This window comes from Pseudomonas koreensis (assembly GCF_012986595.1).
GTDB lineage: Bacteria > Pseudomonadota > Gammaproteobacteria > Pseudomonadales > Pseudomonadaceae > Aquipseudomonas > Aquipseudomonas koreensis.
The window spans coordinates 1-19944 of record NZ_JAAQYM010000006.1 but is presented as its reverse complement, the minus strand read 5'-3'; the positions used below and the strand labels follow the sequence as shown (position 1 = coordinate 19944).

The window sequence follows — 19944 nt, the reverse complement described above, 5'->3', positions numbered from 1 at the left end:
ATCGCCTGGGCCTGCTGCTGTTCCGGGCGGTGATCAATCAAAACACCTGTATTGAAGAAAATGTCATGGCTAAAGTGCCGTGTCCAGGATTCATGCCATGCTCGCGCGCTCGGTATTAGTGAAAGGATACGCGCGCAAATCGTGTCCATGGACGGCGTGGAAGCCGCACAAAATCTGCAAGGCAACGTACTCATCACGGGTTTAGGCTGGGTAGGGTTGATTGTTTGCCGGGCACCGGTCGCTCATGGCGCGAAGATCTCCATCATTGATATAGAACCGGAGGTCATCCGCGCCGTGACACCTTATGGTTTCGTCAAGTGAGCATTCGTCGGCGTAGCAGTGACCGATGTTCAATGAGCTGCCTGACGCGGCTGCACTCCGAACTGCGCAACGATGTGCGTACCCAATTCCTCGATAACCTCCGCCGCAGGGCGCTTGCCATATTTGAGATTGAGAATGACGTGGTCCACGCCGATTTCCTCAAGCGACTCCAGCAAAAACCGTAGATGGTAACGTCCCAGTCTGAAACCCAAATGGATACGTGTGGGTGGCGTGGACGGATTCTCATCGAGATCGATGTACAGCGACTGAGTAAAGGGCTTGTACACAGAGCCACATTGCCTGGTGACCTCCAATCGCCAATCTTCCACGACCAGCCGCTGCATGTTCGGTATGCGTGGATAGTTGATCCAGCCGTTGCTCTCGCGCGCGATCCAGTCTAGTGACTGGCGACTGTTGCCGGTCACGAGCATTGGAATGAATTGGGTGGTGGGTTTCGGAATCAGGTCTGCGCCGCGCATTTCACCCGTACTCCAGTGGATGGGTTCAAAACTGGTGCTGTGGGCTCGGCGAATCACCTCGTAGTGCTCTCGAAAGATCTCTCCACGCCTTTCTGGATCGACGCCAAACGCCGAAAACTCCACTGGCCGATCTCCCGAAGCAACTCCCAGAATCAAGCGACCAGTGCTCAACTGATCGACGCTGGCTGACGCCTTGGCCGTGTGCAGGGGATGGTGCAGCGGGATGGCGATGGAGGCGGTGCCAAGTGCAATCTCCGAGGTATGGGCGGCCATATAACCCAGGTAAACCCAGGGGTCGAAGACTTGGCCGACATCGCCGAAGCCAGGGTCGCGAAGCGGCACGTCGCGAAACCAGAGCGCGCAGAAGCCCAGCGCCTCGGCTTGTTTAGCCAGTGTGACCTGGTTGAGCATGCTCGGAGTGTCCCCGTCGAACGCCTCCATGGGAAAGAATAATCCAAGGCTCAAATGCCCCTGAGTGAAGGTTCGGCTGAACCCTTGATGCTGCTGGTAAGGAATCGTGCTCGGCCGATACATACGGATTGACCTCATGGCAGAACGTGAACAGCGCCCCCGTTTCCAGAGGTGCTGCGGCATCGGTCGCTTTTGAACGACAGGTGGGGGGACTGGGTCTGGTTTTTACCCGTTGCGCCGTACTGCTGGTCGTGTGGAACGGATTCAGGGGTCAGTTGCTGGCGATAGGCGCGGGTCGGTCCGGGTGGGTGTTAAGTGGACGGTCAAAGGAAGTCAGATCTCTCGGCTCTATACCACCAGATGGGCAAGGCGTTCGAGGAATCATTCTATAAGCGTAGGCGGTTTTGCAGCTCTCCGCCATATTCTTACAATCGAGCCGCTGCCGGGCGAAAGTTGCGTATCGAAGACAGTTATCGGTCGTTTCCTGCCATTCCAGAACGGCCGCTAATGGCCGAAAGCTGCCGCTCACGGACGACCGCTTTTGGAACAAGACGGACTCTTTACCGTCACAAACCTGTCACCCCAACCTGCTAACCTCCCCTGCGCCTCCTCCCCCACTTACCCAAGAGCCCCAACAAAAGGTGCCCCAAGGTGTATTCCGTCGCCCCACCCCGCCAAAAAATCATCCTCCGCTCCGAAAACCTCCATTCCGAAGACTTCGGCGCCCTCTTCTCCCGGCTTTTCGGCAATCGCTACGCCGACACCCCGCCGCCACCGCCCGACATCATCATCGGCGGCGTCTACGGCAGACACGACGGCGTCAGTTTCCGGCGCATGCATTACCACGGCGATTTCACCGTCACCTTCCCCGACCTGCAGGACGAGATCACTTTTGTGATTCCCACGGCCGGCAAGATTGTGTTTAACCACCGCACCGAATCCGTCGGTGTGGCGCAGCTGGGGTTGGCGATTGATAAGGCGGATATCCGTTCGATGCGGTTTCTCGATAATCATGCGCAGCACGGGATTTCGGTGAATCGGGGGCAACTCACTGAGCGGTTGGCGGCGTTGTTGGGGCGGCCGATTGGGCAGAAGATTGTGTTTGAGCCGGTGGTGGATCTGCACACGGCGGCGTTTCAGGGGATCAAGGCGTTGATTGATCTGGCGACGGGGACGGAGTTTGATTTGTTGCTCAACAGCGGCACGCTGATGCCGTCGCGGTTGCGCGAGATGTTGATTGATGCGGTGCTTGAGGCGTGGCCGCACAATTTTACCGAGGCGTTGCGCCAGCCTGCGCCAATGGTGGCGCCGCGGCATGTGAAGTTGGCGGTGGAGTTTATTCAGGCGCATCCGGAGCAACTGGTGAGCGGCGTGGAGTTGGCACGCTTGAGCAATGTCAGTCAGCGCGCATTGCAGGAGGGGTTTCGGCGGTTTGTCGGGACATCGATTGTGGCGTATCAGCGTCAGGTGCGGCTGGAGCGGGCTTATGAAGCGCTGGGGCAGCGGCATTCGGCGTCAGTGACGGAGGTGGCGCTGCGTTTTGGCTTTAGTAATGTCGGACGGTTTTGTCAGTATTTTCAGCAGGCGTATGGGGTGAGTCCGGCGGACTTACGCTCGGGCGCGCGCCCGCGACGCTGACAGGCGTTGTCGGTAAGAGCATTGATCTGCGACAAGATCAGTGAATTGCGCCAGCGCTAATCTGTACGAGCTGATTAACAGCCGTGCAGCCGCACGTCACGGGCCGTGGGCCAAGGTGGCGTCAAATGAACAAAAAACGCATTGTCTGGGGGAGCATTCTCCTGGGCCTTCCGTGTGTCTTGCTTCCAGTGCTTTTGATGGGTTACGTCGCCTGGGTGTTGAACCTGGCAGCGGCGCAGCAACGTCTTGAATCGCTGGCCAGCGTGGCGTCCCATCGCGCCAACAATACCTTCCATGAAGCCGCCGGAGTGCTGAAAAGCGTCGCCGCGTCCAGCCTCGTACCGTGCACGCCGGAGAGCATCGACGAGATGCGTCTGCTGACCATCAACACGTTTGCGGTGAAGTCGATCGGCTATGTCGAGGAAGAGGTTTACGCCTGCGGTTCCTGGGGGCCGGTGGGCCATCGGGTGACGCCGTGGAAGGAGGACTTCGTCACCGCTGACGGCGTGCGCGTGTCGTTGGGGGTGCAGGCGCGGATTGTGCCAGCGAAGCCGATGATGGCGCTGCAGTACGCGGCGTTCAATGTGCTGGTGGACCCTGAGCAGTTTTTGCAGGTGATGGTCGAGGACGATGTGCATTTGATGGTCGGCACCGCTGCCGGACAACTGGTCGGCGTGTCGCGGCCGGGGGCGGAGCGCTTCATGAGTCGGGTGCATCTGGGCCCCGCTTCGGCGCTCGAGGACGGTTATCTGTATACCCTCGTTCACAGCGGTGACTGGGTCGCCATCGCGGCGGTGTCGCGCCACGAATTGCTGCAGGGTCTGGTGCGTCGGGAGATGTTGTTGCTGCCCATCGGCGGGTTGCTGGCCGGGATGCTCACGCTGGTGATTGTGCGGCGTACGCGCAAGCGCTTGTCGCCATTGGCGGAACTGGAGCTGGCGGTGCGCAATCGTGAGTTCATCGTGCATTACCAGCCCATTATCGATTTGAGCGATGGCGCCTGTGTCGGCGCCGAAGCGCTGGTGCGCTGGCGGCATCCGGACGGCAGCCTGGTGCGGCCCGATCTGTTTATCCCGCTGGCGGAACAGAGTGGCTTGATTCTGCCGATCACCGATCAGGTGATCGACCATGTCATGCAGGATCTGGGGCCGCTGCTGGTGAAAGAACGCGGTCTGCACGTGGCGATCAACCTGGCGGCCGCGGATGTCAGCAGCGGGCGCTTTCTGCCACGGCTGAAGTCGGCCATGAGCAAGGCTGATGTGTGGCCGAGCCAGATCTGGCTGGAGGCTACAGAGCGCGGATTTATGCAGATTGAATCGGCGCGACAAACGATGAATCAGGCGCGCGAGTCGGGGCACCTGGCGGCCATCGATGACTTCGGCACCGGGTTTTCCAGCCTGCAGCATTTGCAGCAGTTGCCGCTGGATGTGCTGAAGATCGACAAGTCGTTTGTCGACACGATCGGGCGCGATCCGGAGGCGAGTTCGGTGACGGCGCATATCATTCAGATGGCGAAAAGTCTGCGTTTGAAAGTGGTCGCCGAGGGCATCGAGACTGACGCGCAGCTGGAGTATTTGCGCGGGCATGGCGTGCACTTCGGTCAGGGATGGTTGTTTGCCAGACCGCTGCCTGTTGCGCAGTTTTTGGCATTTGCTGGCGAGCGTTGTGGGGGGATTGCTGAGCGGGATGGTCAGGTTGGTGAGTCAGTTGGGTGTGTTTGAATGGGGCTGTTTGGGGGGCGCTTCGCGGCCCAGCGGGAGCAAGCTCCCTCGCCACAGGTTGGGGAGCGTCCTTCAGTTTTGGTCATCCTTGACCTGAGTGATGTCCGTTCTTTTAGAACGCGTAACTGGCCTTCAGGCTGCCACTGAAGCCGTGGCTGTCACCGCCGCCGCTGGCACCGACTTCTGCGCCGAGGCTGACGGCGCCGAGGCTGGCCATCAGGTTGACGCCGCCGCTGAACTGGTCGCGGTTGTCGAAGGCGGCGCGTTGTTCGATGTCGAGGCCCAGCAGGTGGCTCTGGCTGGTGACGTCGTTGTTGCCCAGCGTACGCTCGTATCCGACTTGCACGCCCGGCACCAGTTGCCACGCGCCCATCGCCACTGGGGCGAACGCCACGTTGAGGTTGGCGACGGCGCTGCGGCGGGTGGCGGTATTGTCGTCGACGTCGAGGGACAGTTCGCTGCCCTTCTCCTGGAAGCCTTTGAGGTCAAGGTGGCTGACGCGCAAGCCGAGGCTTGGTTCGAGGATCATGCCGTTGACCGGCGCGCGGTAACCCAGCGCCAGCGTGGCGCCGGTGAGGTTGCCGTGGGTGTCGCCCTTCGCGGTGCCGAGGCCGCTGCCGAGCTCGCGTTTGCTGTCGTAGTCGACATAGCCGGCGCTGGCGTTGGCGTCGACGAACAGGCCGCGTTCCAGGCTGGTGAAGCCGTAGCGGGCGCCAAAGTTGAAGAAGGTAAAGTCGGTATCGGCCTCACCGCCCGCGCCGCCGACGGTGCCTTTGCTGTAGCCGAAACCGCCGCGCGTGCTGAGCTGTTCGGAGAAGCGCTGGGTGATGCCGACCATCAGGCCTTGGCTGTGCTCGTTGCTGCTCTCGGCGTGGGACGAGCCGTCGGTGCCGAGGTAGCCGGCGAGCGCGGTGGTCCACACGCGGTATTGGCCGACTTTCAGGTCGGTGCCGCTGGCGTAAGGCGCGGCGGCTTGTTCGATCAGCGCATTCTGGCGCAGCAGGTAGCTGGCCGCGTCGGCGTGAACCTGGCCGCCAACCTGGGATTCGACACCGCCGAGGGTGCCGGCGTCGATCGCCGATTGCAGGTAGTAGTTGTAGGCGCTGTAGGTGCCGGATAGACGGGTGTTCTGCAACTCGCGGAGCAAATCGGCACCGGCGGCGGCGTTGCCAATCAACCCGGCCTGACCCGGCAGGCTGTTGTACTCGACCAGTTTGCCGCGCAGAACGTAGATCGTTTCCTGCGACAGGCCGAGGCCTTGTTTGAGGTAGTTGTCCATGCTGCCGTATTCGGCGCTGACCTCATCGAGACCGGCCTGCAAGTAGCTGGCCTGCACGCCGAGCAGCGGCGCGTAGATCGACGCCATGCTTGGCGGCAGCGCCTTGAGCGTCGCGGCGACACGGGCGGCGGTGTAGTCGTTGGTCGCGAGGTAGTTGGCCATGATGGTCGCGTTGTCGACCCCGGCGATGCTCTGCAGCACGGCGGCGGTCCAGCCGGTGCGGTCCTTGCCGGCGGTGCAATGGAACAGTTGCGCGCCGTCGGTGGTGGCCAGTTCGTTGAACAGCGTGCCGAACTGACCGCGCATCCCCGCGTCGCTGACGAAAGCGCGGTTGGTCTGCTCCATCATGGCGATGGCGTCGGCGGCGCTTTTGAACGAGACAGTGGTGATGTTCGCGCCCGAGGTGGTGCTGCCGATGATGTCGATGTTCTGGTAGGTCGCGCCGCTCAGCATCGTGTCCGGCGTACCGGCGATTTCGCTCGGGGTGCGCAGGTCGTAGACGGCTTTGATGCCAAGGCTGTTGAGGGTCGCCAGATCCGCTGCCGACGGCGTGATCGCATTGGAACGGTAGAACACCCCGCCGCGCATCGTGCCGTCGTGGGCCGTGGAATACGCGGTGGTGAGGCCGGCGACATCACGGAAATTGTCGATGCTTTTCAGCCGCGGCGTATCGAGCGCGACCGGCTCGGCAGCGTGGGCAGCGGCGATGGACAGGCTCAGAACGGACAGCGAACACACTAGACGTTGAAACACAGTGCAGCCTCATTGGAATTAGCGTTGGGCTGGCTACTATCTGCAATCGATTGATACTGAATATGACAGAACGACTGCGTAAGAAAATGGCTGCGCGATTGGTCCGTGGGCTGCGTTTTTTGTCCGTATCGGCCGGAGAGCCACTGTAGAAGTGAGCCTGCTCGCGATAGCGGTGTGTCAGACAACGTAAATGTCAGAGATATACCGCTATCGCGAGCAGGCTCACTCCTACAGGATTCAGTGATGAATGTGGAGTTTTCGGTTGAAAGAGATTCCGTCCATAATCCCTCCCCCCAAATGGACTGACGCAGGATGTGTGAAATGGATACCACTCAATGGCTCGAGTTGTTCGAACGGGCTTTTAAGGAGTGCCCATGCTAATTGTATTCAGTGGCCTGCCAGGCACAGGCAAGACCACCATCGCCCAGTCACTCGCGACTCGACTGGAGGCGACCTATCTGCGTATCGACACGATCGAACAGGCCATCCGCAACGCCGGGGTTCTGGCTGATGACGTTGGCAGCAGCGGTTACAGGGTCGCCAACGAGCTGGCCATGAACAACCTGCGTCCCGGCCGCAGTGTCGTGGTTGATTGTGTGAATCCGGTGGCTGAAAGCCGACAAGCATGGGCCGACGTTGCGGCTCGCTCGGGCGTAGCGTTGCTCAACATCGAAGTGATTTGCTCAGACCCGCGTGAGCATCGCCGTCGGGTGGAACAGCGGCAATCAGACATCATGGGCCTGACGCCACCGAGCTGGTCCTCTGTGGTGAATCACGAATATGAAGCCTGGACGCAGCCGATCCTTTGCCTCGACACAGCGACTCTCGCCGTGCATCAGGCGGTGGAGATCGTCTTGCGCCAACTGACTGATCCTCGGTAAACGGGTGAGCGGTTGGTGCGCCACAATGTGCGAAGGCCTGCCAACGTGATTGTGACTGACACGGCGTCTTCGCGAGCAGGCTCGCTCCCACGGGGTTATGCGCTGACCTCGGGATTGGCGGCCGGGCGCGATCAATGTGGGCGCCAGCCGGCTAGGGATTGCGGTGCGTGACGATCTCCAGCCCCTCGCCCACCTCCGGCACCTGAAAGTAACGCGTGATCAAATCAAACTCCGCATCCGACGCCGCGAACTCATGTTCGGCCAGCGCGTTGCGTGCCTGCAGCCGGGCGCGGCAGGTGTCGTCATCCACGTCGAGATAGTGCAGGCAATGCCGCACTCGCGCACTGTCCGCCAGCCCGCGCAGCCACTGTCGATCCGCCACGGTATTGGCCGGAAAATCCAGCACCACACTCACCCCCGCCGCCAGCACATCGACCACCAGCGGCCCCAGCACCCCGCGAATCTGCCGCGCGCACCGAAGGTAATCCGCCACCGAATTGATCTGCTCCGGATACAGCCGCGACAGCCACTGATCCTCGCTCAGCACAAGCGCGCCGTGCTGCTCAGCAAGCGATTTCGCCAGGGTCGATTTGCCCGAGGCGATCTTGCCGCACATCAGGTGTAGTGTGGGTGCATGCATTGGGGACGCTTCCTTATGTCGATTGCTGGATAATGCCCAACGCCTGTCAGCGAGGCAATTGAAGCGCCTGACCCACCGAGGAACCCGAATGACCGCAATCACCGCACGCCAATGCAGCTCATGGCTGCTGCTCACCCTGCTCGCCACCACTGTGGCGCTGACGGCAGGCTGTTCGAGCAAGCGCTACGCCACCAACGGCTCGAATTGCTACGCCAAAGCCGTACCCACCTCCGGCGAGGGCGGCTTGGCCTGGGGCGATACTTTGAGCATGGCCCGCAAGAAGGCGATGAATAACTGCATGCGTTATGCGAGCCGATCGGGAGGGACACCGAACACGTGCCAGGTGGTGCAGGCGCAGTGCAAACGCTGAAAGGCGGGGCCCGAGGGCAACTGCATCACCGTTAGTAAATGAGTTAGCCCTGGCAACACCCCGAACGCTTGAATGGATGGCTGAACGTCAAAGCGTTCTCAGGACGAAACTTGCTCGAGGAAGATCAACTGCAGCGGCTCTTCGAGCAGGTCATCCGCCGTGGCGGCAAAGCGCTGGAAATACGGCATGGCGAAATGCGCATCCAGCGCCGCCTGATTCTTGAACGCCTCGCGCATGTAGAACGTCCCGGGCGCGTCGCGCAGCTCGAACAATACATAGTCGAGATTGCCCGGCTCTGCGCGTGTCGGCTCAACCAGTGCCAACAGTCCCTCTTTCAAGGCCTGCTCCTTGCCAGATTTGGCCTTGAGCACGGCAATCGACACCAACACTTCAGTGGACGCATTCATCATCATTTCTCCAATAGTGAAATCAACTTTCAACGAGTAGGCGCCGGCGAAGCATCGATTTTCAGGCGCATCAGGCTGTAGGGTTTTTGCCGCTGATCCTGACCGCCGCGAAACACCGCCTGACGATGCAGCTGGTTAGCGATGAAATACAGATAGCCGTCCGGGCCGATGGACAGGGTGTCGGGCCAGAGCAGTCGCGGGTCGTGCACCAGCGTCTGCCATTGACCGTCGGGCAGGCGTTTGCGGATCGAGTTGTGCTCGTAGTCGCCGGCGTACAACGCCCCGGCAGCGTCGGCTTCCATGCCATCGGACGCGCCCTTCTCGCCAAGGTCCTGCACGGCGGTGGCCAGTTGCGCTTCGCTGACACTGGCATCACGCAGCAACGCCGTGGCAACCGAATACAGGTGTCGACTGGACAGCGGCGTGAAGTACAGCGTCTTGCCGTCCGCCGACAGCGCGATGCCGTCCGAGGCCACAGCAAGCGGTTTGCGCTTGCCATCCGCTGCTTCCACCGTGACCGGCAAACCTTCCACCACCGGCACGAATGCCGGATCAACCGACGTCGATGGCGCGCCGCTCAAGCGGCGCATGGCACGGCCGCTGGCGATGTCCATGACGATGATGGCACCGAGGCCACGCAAGGACGAATCGGTCAGATAAACAGTCCCCTCCGTGCCAGTACGAAAATCAAAACGCATGTCGTTGACATAGGTGCTGGGCAGCATCACGTTGTCTGGGAACACCAGACGCTTGACCACGCGGTTGCTCGCCAGATCCACCGCCACCAGTTTCGCGCCGCGCGGTTTGGGATCAGCGAACCCCGGAGCGGCGGTGTCGAGCAGCCAGACCCGGCCCTGGCCGTCGGCCACCACGCTTTGCACGCTGATCAGGCCATCACTGGGATCGCGGGGGTTCTCCCGGTTGATCGCAGCATCGGGATAAGCCACGACCTTGCCGTCGCGAAGCTCGCCGACGGTGAACGGTACATCGTCACCCCAACGCGGAAAGTTGACGAAGATTCGCCCGGTCTCGCTGACCGTCACCCCGGTGGGCATCGCATCGTAGAACGCGTGCACCTGTTCCAGCTTGCCGAACGCCCGGTCAGCCGGGGCATTGGCCGGCAGCGCAACCGCGTCGATAGCATGGGCGAACGGCATGGCCAAGGCGTACGCCGATGCCAGCGCCAACACCACGGGAAGTTTTTTCAAACGCATAAAGTGCTCCTGACCGGCCCGTTACAGGGCTGGGCTGAATGTGCGGTGGGTGCTGCTCAGAAACCTTCGAGAACGATCTTGCCCCGGGCCTTGCCGCTCTCGACCAGCGCATGGGCACGGCGCATGTTCGCCGCGTTGATCGCGCCAAAGTGCTCACCCACGGTGGTGTGCAACACACCCAAATCGATCAGGCCGGAGACGCGGTTGAGCAACTCATGCTGATTGATCATGTCCTCGGTTTCGTACAACGCGCGGGTAAACATCAGCTCCCAGTGCAACGACAGCGACTTGCGCTTGAGCGGCATCACGTCGAGGGTCTCCGGGTCGTCGATCACGCCCAGACGACCCTGTGGCCGCAGGACTTCAACCAACTGCGCGAAGTGCTGCTCAGTGTGAGTCAGGCTGGCGACGTAGCTGACTTCGTCGATGCCCAACGCCCGCAGTTGATCGAGCAGTGGCGCGCTGTGATCGATGACATGATGCGCGCCCAACTGGCGAACCCAGTCCGCGGTTTCCTGCCGTGAAGCGGTGCCGATGACGGTCAGTCGGGTCAATTGCCGAGCCAGTTGCACCAGCATCGAACCCACGCCGCCAGCGGCCCCGGTGATCAGCAGGCACTTGCCCTCCCCCGTGCCTTCGGCGACTCCGAGCCGGTCGAACAACAACTCCCAGGCGGTGATCGACGTCAGCGGCAGCGCCGCCGCGTCGGCGGCACTCAACGAGCGCGGTTTGTGCCCGACAATGCGTTCATCCACCAAGTGGTACTCGCTGTAACTGCCGGTGCGGGCAATCGAACCGGCGTAGAACACTTCATCACCGGGCTGGAACAGGGTCACTTCGGAACCGACCGAACGCACCACGCCGGCGGCATCCCAGCCAAGGATTTTCGGCTCCTTGGTGAACGTACCGGCGCGCACTTTGGTGTCGACCGGGTTGACCGACACCGCACGCACTTCGACCAGCAGGTCTCGCGGGCCCGGGGTCGGCACGGGGATGTCGGTATCGATCAATGACTGTGGATCTTCAATGGGTAAGGCGTGTTGGGTAAAGGTGATGGCTTTCATGGAAACTCGCTGTCGGATGGCCTGTGGCACTCACTGGCCGCCATCTTCAACTGCCCCCTGACAAAGAAAAACCTGCAAAACGCACCAACACTTTCACTTTAAAAATGAAAATGAACCCTTGAAGCGTTCATTCAATTGCTTGCAGTGCTGAAGGAATAATGCACGCACCTGCAAAAAAGGCTCACAAGTACAGAGAAAAACCGGCAGAATCCGCCAACACTTTCACCCTTGGAGTGAAGATGGTTCGCATTGATGATCTGGGTCTGTTCACGCGCAGTGCCGCGCTGGGCAGTTTTACCGCCGCCGCACTGGAGGCTGATCTGTTGCCCGGTCAGGTCGCCGCCGCCATCAAGCGCCTGGAGCGCGAACTGGACGTGCGCCTGTTTGCCCGCACTACGCGCAGCCTGCGTCTGACGGCCGAAGGCGAGCAATACCTGCCCACCGCTCACTCGGTGCTGGAAGCGCTCAAACAGGGTAAGGAAAATCTGCGCGGCGAAAACACGCCACTTCGCGGTGTGCTGCAGGTCGCCGCGCCCTCCGACCTGGGGCGCAATGTGCTGCTGCCCTGGCTTTCGGAATTCCGCCGCCAGCATCCGCAACTGACCTTGCGTCTGGTCCTGTCCGATCAGGTCGCCGACCTGTTTCGCGACCCGGTAGACGTCGCCATCCGCTACGGCTCGAACGCGGATGCCAACTATGTCGCGCTGCCCCTGGCTCCCGGTAACCGTCGTGTACTGGTCGCCTCACCGCAGTACATCGAACGCCATGGACAACCGTCGACACCGCAAGAGCTGGGTGCGCACCCGTGCCTGCTCTATCTGCAAAACGGCCGGGTTTTCGATAAGTGGAGTCTGGGCGAGCAAACCATTCAGGTCTCCGGACCGCTGTTCAGCGACGACGCCGATGTGGTCCGGCGCTGGGCCGTGGAAGGTGAAGGGATTGCCTGCAAATCCTGGCTGGATGTCAGTGCGGACGTAAAGGCCGGGCGGCTGGTCGTGTTACTTCCCGACCATCCCGGCAGCGCCTCCCCCCTGAGCATGGTATGCCCGCACCGCAAGCAGATATCGCCAGCGGTGTCGCAACTGTATACGTGGTTGAGCAGTCAGTTTTCGGCACTTGAGCGCGTTTGAATGTCGCGCCCGGCAGCGTGCTTACCGAGCCCGCTTGAGCACCGCTGTCGACACCCGTGGCTGGATCGACTTCTCGATCAACGCGACGACGTCCTTGGCGCCATAGCAGCGGAACAGAATGCTGCCGGCATCGGTGTCGAGACAGACGATTTTTGTGATGAAGCCACCTTCGAGGGTGACCTTGCGGATCATCCCCAGCGGCACCCTGATGTCCAGTGTGCCGTCCTGCACCATGCGGTTCATGGCATTGGCGTTCAAGTACACAGCGGTATTGGTCAGGGTCATTTTGCCGCCGACCCACAGCCCGCCGTAAACCTCCTTGAAACCCTCCAGCACGCCGGCCAATGCACCGACATTGCCACTGCCGGCAGCGTCGTAAAAATCGCCGACACCTTCGTAATCGACCTCGACGTCAGCCACCAGAAAGTTGACCAGCTTCGACTTCACGACCTTCTCTTCCATCCTTGAATCTCCATGTTCCCAGAATAATCATCTGTAGCGAGGGGATTCATCCCCGATGGGCTGCGCAGCAGACCGCTTCTTGATTGAAGAAGCCAGGCCCACTTAGCACGCCATCGGGATAAATCCCCTCACCACGGTTAACTCAGCGCAAAATGACCGTCTGCCATCAGCGATTCAACGCTGCGGCATTCGCCCGCGCCGCATGCAGCTTCTTGTAGCTGTCGATCAGGCGCAAATGACGATCCAGCCCTTCGAGCTTCATGCTGGTCGGCGTCAGACCGTAGAAACGCACGCTGCCGTTGACCGAACCAATCGCCGCGTCCATCCGCTCGTCGCCAAACATGCGACGGAAGTTGGCTTCGTAATCGGCCAGTTCCAGATCCTCGTCCAGCTCCATTTCCAGGCACACGTTCACCGCCTGATAGAACAAGCCGCGCTCGACGGTGTTGTCGTTGTATTGCAGGAACGCTTCAACCAGGTCTTTGGCCTGTTCGAATTTCTGCAGGGCGAGGTAGATCAGCAGGCGCAGTTCCAGAATCGTCAACTTGCCCCACGGCGTGTTGTCGTCGAACTCGATGCCGATCAGCGTGGTGATGTCGGTGTAATCGTCCAGCTCGCTGTTTTCCAGGCCTTGGGCCAGGTTGCGCAGGCCCACTTTGCTCAGGCTGTGCAGGTTGAGGATGTCAGCGCGGAATTGCAGGGCCTTGTTGGTGTTGTCCCAGATCAGGTCGTCCACCGGGTAGATTTCCGAGTAGTCCGGCACCAGGATCCGGCAAGCGTTGGCACCGAGGTCGTCGTAGACCGCCATGTACGCTTCTTTGCCCATGCCTTCGAGGATGCCGAACAGGGTCGCGGCTTCTTCGGCGTTGGAGTTTTCGCCTTGAGCGGAGAAGTCCCATTCGACGAATTCGAAGTCGGATTTGGCGCTGAAGAAACGCCACGACACCACACCGCTGGAGTCGATGAAGTGCTCGACGAAGTTGTTCGGCTCGGTCACGGCCTGGCCGGAGAAGGTCGGCTGTGGCAAATCGTTCAGGCCTTCAAAACTGCGGCCCTGCAGCAATTCGGTCAGGCTGCGTTCCAGCGCCACTTCCAGGCTTGGGTGCGCGCCGAACGAGGCAAACACGCCGCCGGTGCGCGGGTTCATCAAGGTCACGCACATTACCGGGAATTCACCGCCCAGCGAGGCGTCCTTGACCAGCACCGGGAAGCCTTGTTCTTCCAGGCCTTTGATCCCGGCGAGAATGCTCGGGTACTTTTCCAGCACTTCCTGCGGGACATCCGGCAGGGCCATTTCGCCTTCGAGGATTTCGCGTTTGACCGCGCGTTCGAAGATCTCCGACAGGCACTGCACCTGCGCTTCGGCCAGGGTGTTGCCGGCGCTCATGCCGTTACTCAGGAACAGGTTTTCGATCAGGTTGGACGGGAAATACACCACCTCGCCATCCGACTGGCGCACGAACGGCAGCGAGCAGATGCCGCGCTGGGTGTTGCCCGAGTTGGTGTCGTACAGGTGCGAACCCTTGAGCTCGCCGTCGCGGTTGTAAATGTCCAGGCAGTATTCGTCGAGAATCTCCGGCGGCAGCTCGTCTTTCGGACCGGGCTTGAACCAGCGCTCGTTCGGGTAATGCACGAACTCGGCGGTGGCGATGTCTTCGCCCCAGAACTGGTCGTTGTAGAAGAAGTTGCAGTTCAGGCGCTCGATGAACTCGCCCAGTGCCGAGGCCAGTGCGCCCTCTTTGGTCGCACCCTTGCCGTTGGTGAAGCACATCGGCGAGTGCGCGTCACGGATGTGCAGCGACCACACGTTAGGCACGATATTGCGCCACGAAGCGATTTCGATCTTCATGCCCAGGTCGGCGAGAATCCCCGACATGTTGGCGATGGTCTGCTCCAGCGGCAGATCCTTGCCCACAATGTAGGTGCCCGCCTCCGATGTCGAATGCGGCATCAGCAACGCCTGCGCATCGGCGTCGAGGTTCTCGACCTCCTCGATCACGAACTCGGGACCGGTCTGCACGACCTTCTTCACCGTGCAACGGTCGATGGAGCGCAGGATGCCCAGACGATCCTTTTCGGAGATGTCCGCCGGTAGTTCGACCTGGATCTTGAAGATCTGGTTGTAGCGGTTTTCCGGGTCGACGATGTTGTTCTGCGACAGACGAATATTGTCGGTCGGGATGTTGCGCGTTTCGCAGTACAGCTTGACGAAGTAAGCCGCGCACAAGGCCGACGACGCCAGGAAGTAGTCGAACGGCCCCGGTGCCGAGCCATCGCCCTTGTAGCGAATGGGCTGATCGGCGATCACCGTGAAGTCGTCGAACTTGGCTTCAAGTCGAAGGTTGTCGAGAAAGTTGACCTTGATTTCCATGCGGGTTTACCAGAGAGCAAAAACGAATTGGCGGCCATTATCCGGGTTTTCAGCCTGACGTCTTGTGCTTTTGCGTAATCGCCGCCGGGTGGGCTCTGCTGCGCCTCTGCTGGTGCAGACGACAAAAATGCCGCGAGCAGTGAATTTTTTCGTGTCTTCTTGTATCTGACGGAAAGAACCCATGCCACCAAAACAATGGCATCGAATCCGTTCAGCTATGAGTGACCCGCATGAAATCAAGGAAAAACAAGGTCAATCCCATCGGATTGAAAGACATCACCATTGTCGACGACGCCAAGATGCGCAAGGCGATCACCGCCGCTGCACTGGGCAATGCCATGGAATGGTTCGATTTCGGGGTGTACGGCTTTGTCGCCTACGCACTGGGCAAGATCTTCTTCCCCGGCGCCGATCCCGGCGTGCAGATGATTGCGGCGTTGGCGACGTTCTCGGTGCCGTTCCTGATCCGGCCGTTGGGCGGCCTGTTTTTCGGTGCCCTGGGCGACAAGTACGGGCGGCAGAAAGTATTGGCCGCGACCATCGTGATCATGTCGCTGAGCACCTTCGCCATCGGCTTGATACCGTCCTATGAGTCGATTGGCATCTGGGCGCCGATCCTGCTGTTGCTGGCGAAAATGGCTCAGGGTTTCTCGGTCGGCGGCGAGTACACCGGCGCATCGATCTTCGTCGCCGAATACGCCCCCGACCGCAAACGCGGATTTCTCGGCAGTTGGCTGGACTTCGGCTCGATTGCCGGTTTCGTCCTCGGCGCGGGTGTGGTGGTGCTGATTTCGACGATCATCGGCGAAGAGAAATTCCTCGAATGGGGCTGGCGCCTGCCGTTCTTCCTCGCCCTGCCGCTGGGCATGATCGGCCTCTATCTGCGTCATGCGCTGGAAGAGACGCCAGCGTTTCAGCAGCACGTCGAGAAACTCGAGGAAGGTGATCGCGAAGGTCTGGCGGGCGGTCCGAAAGTCTCGTTCAAGGAAGTCGCGACCAAACACTGGCGCAGTCTGATGACCTGCATCGGCGTGGTGGCGGTGACCAACGTCACCTATTACATGCTGCTGACGTATATGCCGAGTTACCTGTCGCACAACCTGCACTACAGCGAAAACCGTGGCGTGTTGATCATCATCGCGATCATGGTCGGCATGTTGTTCGTGCAACCTGCGATCGGTTTTATCAGTGACAAGATCGGCCGCAAGCCTTTCATTGTGGTCGGCAGCATCGGTTTGTTTCTGCTGTCGATTCCGGCGTTCATGCTGATCAACAGCGGCAAGATCGGCCTGATCTTTTCCGGCCTGCTGATCCTCGCGGTGTTGCTCAACTTCTTCATCGGCGTGATGGCCTCGACCCTGCCGGCGATGTTCCCCACGCACATCCGCTACAGCGCGCTGGCCGCTGCGTTCAACGTCTCGGTGCTGATCGCCGGTCTGACCCCGACCGCTGTGGCCTGGCTGGTGGAAAGCACTAACAACCTGTACATGCCCGCCTACTACTTGATGGTGATTGCCGTGGTCGGCTTGATCACTGGCGTGACCATGAAGGAAACCGCCAACAAGCCGTTGCGTGGCGCCGCACCGGCCGCGTCAGATCTTGAGGAAGCCAAGGAACTGCTCAAGGAACACCACGACAACATCGAGCAGAAAATCGAAGACATCGACGCCGAAATCGCTGAGCTGGAAGCCAAGCGCAAGGAGTTGGTGCAGCAGCATCCGCGCATCAACTGATGTGCTGACTGGCGGCGGCCCCGTGCGGGGCTGCCGTCGATCAACACTTCACAATACGAAGCCGTCACCGATCAAACGCACCAACACCTCCCCCGCCTCACTCAACTCGCCCGGCGCCTGCATCAGGCGCAACTCGTGCAACGGCAACTCTGGAAACCCTTCCTCAGGACTCAGCACCCGCATGCCGGACCGCACTTGCGCCCGATCAACAATGCCCACCGCCAACCCGGCCTCGATGGCCGTTTCCAGCGCAGTAGCACCGGCGCTGACAATCACCGCGCGCCAACGGCGACCCTGCACACTCAGCGCATCCACCGCAACGCTGCGATAGGGACAACCCTTGCCGTGCAAGGCCGCGGCACCGGCCTGGCGAGATTATGCGTGTAGTTGTGCGCGGCGACCCAGACCGGTTGAGTAAAGCCGAGTGTTTTCACGCAGCGCATCGATACTTCGGCATCGGCTACGATCACCAGCAACGCCAGATCCAAATGACCGCGCTCCAGGCGCGCGCTCAAACGGCCGCTGGACGCGGTTTCGACTTCCAGTTCGATGTGCGGAAAATCTGCCGACAGGTGCGGCAACGAACACCCGAGCACCGCGCCGGCGTACTCCTCGGAAATCCCAAGCCTGACTCGCCCGCTGGCCAGCGGCGTACTGAAACTCGCCAACAATTGATCGTGATGACGCAGCAGTTCGGCGCTCTGCAAGGCAAAGCGACGCCCCAATGGCGTGAGGTTGACTGTCTGGTTGTCACGCTCCAGCAGTCGTCCCCCGGCCAGGGCTTCCAGACGCCGCACATGCAGGCTGACCGCTGACGGGCTCTTGTTGAGGAAACTGGCGGCAGCAAGAAATTGCCCGAAGCGCACGATCGCCTGAAATGTACGCAGCAGGTCGATATCAAGGACTTCGGCCATGGTTTAGAAATCCTGCATCAGTGGTGCGAATCGTATCGTTTGAATGCATCAAGCCTAGATTCATATCATCGAACTCAGTCCTCTGTCAGGTGCCATTCGATGAACGTCCCGACTATTCGCTTTTCGCGAGTGATCAGCGTCGCGCTGCTGATGACGATGGTGGTCAGCTGGAGTTCCGGTTTTATTGGCTATCGCTACGTCGCCGATCAGGGCAGCGTGTACCTCGCCTCGTTGTGGCGATTTGTACTGGCGGCGCTGCTGTTATTGCCGTTTGCCTGGGCGGGATTGCGTGGTCTGCGCGGCAAAGCGGTACTGCATCAGGCGCTGTTGGGATGGTTCGCGATTGGTGGGTACATCGGGCCGATTGCCGCGTCGATTCAACTCGGCGTCACGCCGGGCACTGCGTCACTGTTTGCCAATCTGTTACCGCTGACGATTGTGTTGCTTGCCGGCAGCGTGCCGGGTCAGCGCACCCGTGGCTGGCAATGGCTGGGAGTCGCGTTGTGCGTGATCGGCATGCTGCTGGCCAGCGCCGCGAGTGTCGAATGGGGCGGTGCGGGGTTGTGGGTCTACAGTCTGCCGTTGCTGGCGGTGCTGTCCCGCTAGGTGAGGTTTGACCCTCGTCGGGCTGCCATTGCTCGGGAGAATGTCGAGCGAAAAGAGTGTGTCGACGGCATCCGGCAGGAAACTAAATCCGCAGGCGACAAGTCACTGACTTAGCGGAGGTTGAGTCATTTCGCCGAACCTCGATTACTGAAGATACCCGCGTGAGCAATCACTCCGATCGTTGCAACAATCTCTCACTCGACAGCCTCAACTTCTTCCTGGCCGATGTGCGCGACGGGCTCGGGCCGTATCTGGCCATTTACCTGTTGGCGGTGCATCACTGGGAACCGGCCAGCATCGGTTTAGTGATGACCCTCGCCGGCATCGCCGCCCTCGTCACCCAGACGCCGGCCGGCGCACTCGTCGACAACACCCGCAGCAAACGGGCGGTGATCGCGATTGCCGCGTTGCTGGTGACCGGCAGTTGCGTAGTATTGCCCTTCGTCACATCGTTCAGCCTGGTGGCGATCACTCAAGCCTTGAGCGCCGCCGCGGCGTCGGTGTTCGCTCCGGCCATCTCGGCCATTACCCTGGGCATCACCGGCCCGCGAGCCTTCACCCGACGCACAGGGCGCAACGAAACGTTCAACCATGCTGGCAACGCTTGCGCGGCGCTGTTGGCCGGTGGCTTCGCCTACCTGTTCGGCCCGGTAGCGGTGTTCTATCTGATGGCGGTCATGGCGCTGGGCAGCGTGGTTGCCGTCAGCTTCGTTTCTGCCAACGCCATCGACCACGATATCGCCCGGGGCCTTGACCCCAACGACGCGACACAGGGCAAAGCGCCTTCGGGCTTGTCGGTTCTGCTGAGCAACAAGGCTTTGCTGATGTTTGCCATTTGCTGCGCGCTGTTCCACTTGGCCAACGCGGCGATGCTGCCGCTGGTGAGCCAGAAACTGGCGCAGGTCAATCTGCAAATGGCCACACCTTTGACCTCGGCCTGCATTGTCGCTGCGCAACTGGTCATGGTGCCCGTCGCGTTACTGGTCGGGGCCAAGGCCGATGTCTGGGGGCGCAAACCGCTGCTGTTGGCAGGCTTTCTGATCCTGCCCCTGCGCGGCGTGCTCTATACGCTGTCTGACGATCCGTACTGGCTGGTTGCCGTGCAACTGCTCGACGGTATCGGTGCCGGGGTCTTCGGCGCGCTGTTTCCGGTGGTGGTGAAAGACCTGACCCAAGGCACCGGGCACTTCAACATAAGCCTCGGCGCCCTCTCCACCGTGTTCGGCCTGGGCGCAGCCTTGAGCAGCAGCGTGGCAGGCATTGTGGTGCAGGAGGCCGGATACAGCGCGGCGTTTTTGACTTTGGCAGTGATTGCCGGGGTAGCGTTTGGGCTGTTGCTGCTGGCGGTGCCGGAGACTTTACAGCGGCGAGAGAATGGAGTGACTGCAATAGGCGATGAGAGCATCGTTAGCAGGCCATAAATACTTTCCTGCGGGCAAAACAAAACCCCAACTGCTTTCGCAATTGGGGTTTCGGAATTTAATCTTGACGATGACCTACTCTCACATGGGGAAACCCCACACTACCATCGGCGATGCATCGTTTCACTT

Annotated in this window: 16 protein-coding genes and 2 pseudogenes; 9 read left to right on the top strand and 9 right to left on the bottom strand. The window is 60.6% G+C overall.

Annotated elements, in window-relative coordinates; translation table 11 throughout:
* Positions 1-129 precede the first annotated feature (129 nt).
* A pseudogene (locus HBN98_RS18855) lies at positions 130-312 on the top strand (monovalent cation:proton antiporter-2 (CPA2) family protein); the annotation flags it as partial.
* 38 nt (positions 313-350) lie between these two features.
* Here HBN98_RS18855 and HBN98_RS18850 read toward each other — a convergent pair.
* Complete coding sequence (locus HBN98_RS18850; RefSeq protein WP_083369306.1) at positions 351-1334, bottom strand: LLM class oxidoreductase; 984 nt, start codon at positions 1332-1334, stop codon at positions 351-353.
* Positions 1335-1862: 528 nt separating this feature from the next.
* Between HBN98_RS18850 and HBN98_RS18845 the strand changes: the two genes are divergently transcribed.
* Together HBN98_RS18845 and HBN98_RS18840 are read left to right on the top strand one after the other, a co-directional pair.
* Complete coding sequence (locus HBN98_RS18845; protein WP_083369307.1) at positions 1863-2849, top strand: helix-turn-helix transcriptional regulator; 987 nt, start codon at positions 1863-1865, stop codon at positions 2847-2849.
* Between the two features lie 197 nt (positions 2850-3046).
* Positions 3047-4570 (top strand): EAL domain-containing protein, encoded by a 1524-nt coding sequence (locus HBN98_RS18840; RefSeq protein WP_229755005.1) that lies wholly within the window; start codon positions 3047-3049, stop codon positions 4568-4570.
* Positions 4571-4682: 112 nt separating this feature from the next.
* On the opposite strand, the gene HBN98_RS18835 is transcribed toward HBN98_RS18840, so the two are convergent.
* Entirely contained in the window at positions 4683-6602 is a 1920-nt protein-coding gene (locus HBN98_RS18835; protein WP_083369309.1) for a tyrosine-protein phosphatase, read from the bottom strand.
* 374 nt (positions 6603-6976) lie between these two features.
* Between HBN98_RS18835 and HBN98_RS18830 the strand changes: the two genes are divergently transcribed.
* Positions 6977-7483 (top strand): P-loop nucleotide/nucleoside kinase family protein, encoded by a 507-nt coding sequence (locus HBN98_RS18830; protein ID WP_083369310.1) that lies wholly within the window; start codon positions 6977-6979, stop codon positions 7481-7483.
* 151 nt (positions 7484-7634) lie between these two features.
* Here the strand turns inward: HBN98_RS18830 and HBN98_RS18825 are convergent, their stop codons facing one another.
* A complete protein-coding gene (locus HBN98_RS18825; protein WP_083369311.1) occupies positions 7635-8123 on the bottom strand; it encodes a P-loop nucleotide/nucleoside kinase family protein in 489 nt (162 codons plus the stop codon).
* Positions 8124-8211: 88 nt separating this feature from the next.
* Here HBN98_RS18825 and HBN98_RS18820 point away from each other — a divergent pair, with 88 nt between their 5' ends.
* Positions 8212-8493, top strand: a complete 282-nt coding sequence (locus HBN98_RS18820; RefSeq protein WP_064587281.1) for a hypothetical protein — start codon at positions 8212-8214, stop codon at positions 8491-8493.
* A 98-nt stretch (positions 8494-8591) separates the two neighbouring features.
* Here HBN98_RS18820 and HBN98_RS18815 read toward each other — a convergent pair whose 3' ends face one another.
* The 3 genes from HBN98_RS18815 to HBN98_RS18805 are packed head-to-tail and all read right to left on the bottom strand — an operon-like array spanning position 8592 to position 11178.
* Entirely contained in the window at positions 8592-8900 is a 309-nt protein-coding gene (locus tag HBN98_RS18815; protein WP_083369453.1) for a putative quinol monooxygenase, read from the bottom strand.
* Between the two features lie 29 nt (positions 8901-8929).
* Positions 8930-10114, bottom strand: coding sequence for an L-dopachrome tautomerase-related protein (locus HBN98_RS18810; protein WP_083369312.1), 1185 nt, complete (start codon positions 10112-10114; stop codon positions 8930-8932).
* 56 nt (positions 10115-10170) lie between these two features.
* Positions 10171-11178, bottom strand: a complete 1008-nt coding sequence (locus HBN98_RS18805) for a zinc-binding alcohol dehydrogenase family protein (RefSeq protein WP_083369313.1) — start codon at positions 11176-11178, stop codon at positions 10171-10173.
* 239 nt (positions 11179-11417) lie between these two features.
* Between HBN98_RS18805 and HBN98_RS18800 the strand changes: the two genes are divergently transcribed.
* Entirely contained in the window at positions 11418-12308 is an 891-nt protein-coding gene (locus HBN98_RS18800) for a LysR family transcriptional regulator (RefSeq protein WP_083369314.1), read from the top strand.
* Between the two features lie 21 nt (positions 12309-12329).
* Here HBN98_RS18800 and HBN98_RS18795 read toward each other — a convergent pair whose 3' ends face one another.
* On the bottom strand, positions 12330-12770 hold the full coding sequence (locus tag HBN98_RS18795; protein WP_083369315.1) for a hypothetical protein: 441 nt from the start codon (positions 12768-12770) through the stop codon (positions 12330-12332).
* Between the two features lie 166 nt (positions 12771-12936).
* Positions 12937-15141, bottom strand: coding sequence for an OsmC domain/YcaO domain-containing protein (locus HBN98_RS18790; RefSeq protein ID WP_083369316.1), 2205 nt, complete (start codon positions 15139-15141; stop codon positions 12937-12939).
* A 230-nt stretch (positions 15142-15371) separates the two neighbouring features.
* Here HBN98_RS18790 and proP point away from each other — a divergent pair, with 230 nt between their 5' ends.
* Positions 15372-16874, top strand: a complete 1503-nt coding sequence (proP, locus tag HBN98_RS18785; RefSeq protein WP_083369317.1) for a glycine betaine/L-proline transporter ProP — start codon at positions 15372-15374, stop codon at positions 16872-16874.
* 48 nt (positions 16875-16922) lie between these two features.
* Here the strand turns inward: proP and HBN98_RS18780 are convergent.
* Positions 16923-17788 (bottom strand): annotated as a pseudogene (locus HBN98_RS18780) (LysR family transcriptional regulator).
* Between the two features lie 99 nt (positions 17789-17887).
* On the opposite strand from HBN98_RS18780, the gene HBN98_RS18775 reads away from it, so the two are divergent.
* Together HBN98_RS18775 and HBN98_RS18770 are read left to right on the top strand one after the other, a co-directional pair.
* Positions 17888-18394: an EamA family transporter gene (locus HBN98_RS18775; protein ID WP_229755004.1), complete on the top strand. Its 507-nt coding sequence runs from the start codon at positions 17888-17890 to the stop codon at positions 18392-18394.
* Positions 18395-18555: 161 nt separating this feature from the next.
* Complete coding sequence (locus HBN98_RS18770) at positions 18556-19815, top strand: MFS transporter (protein ID WP_083369318.1); 1260 nt, start codon at positions 18556-18558, stop codon at positions 19813-19815.
* The last annotated feature ends 129 nt before the right edge of the window (positions 19816-19944 follow it).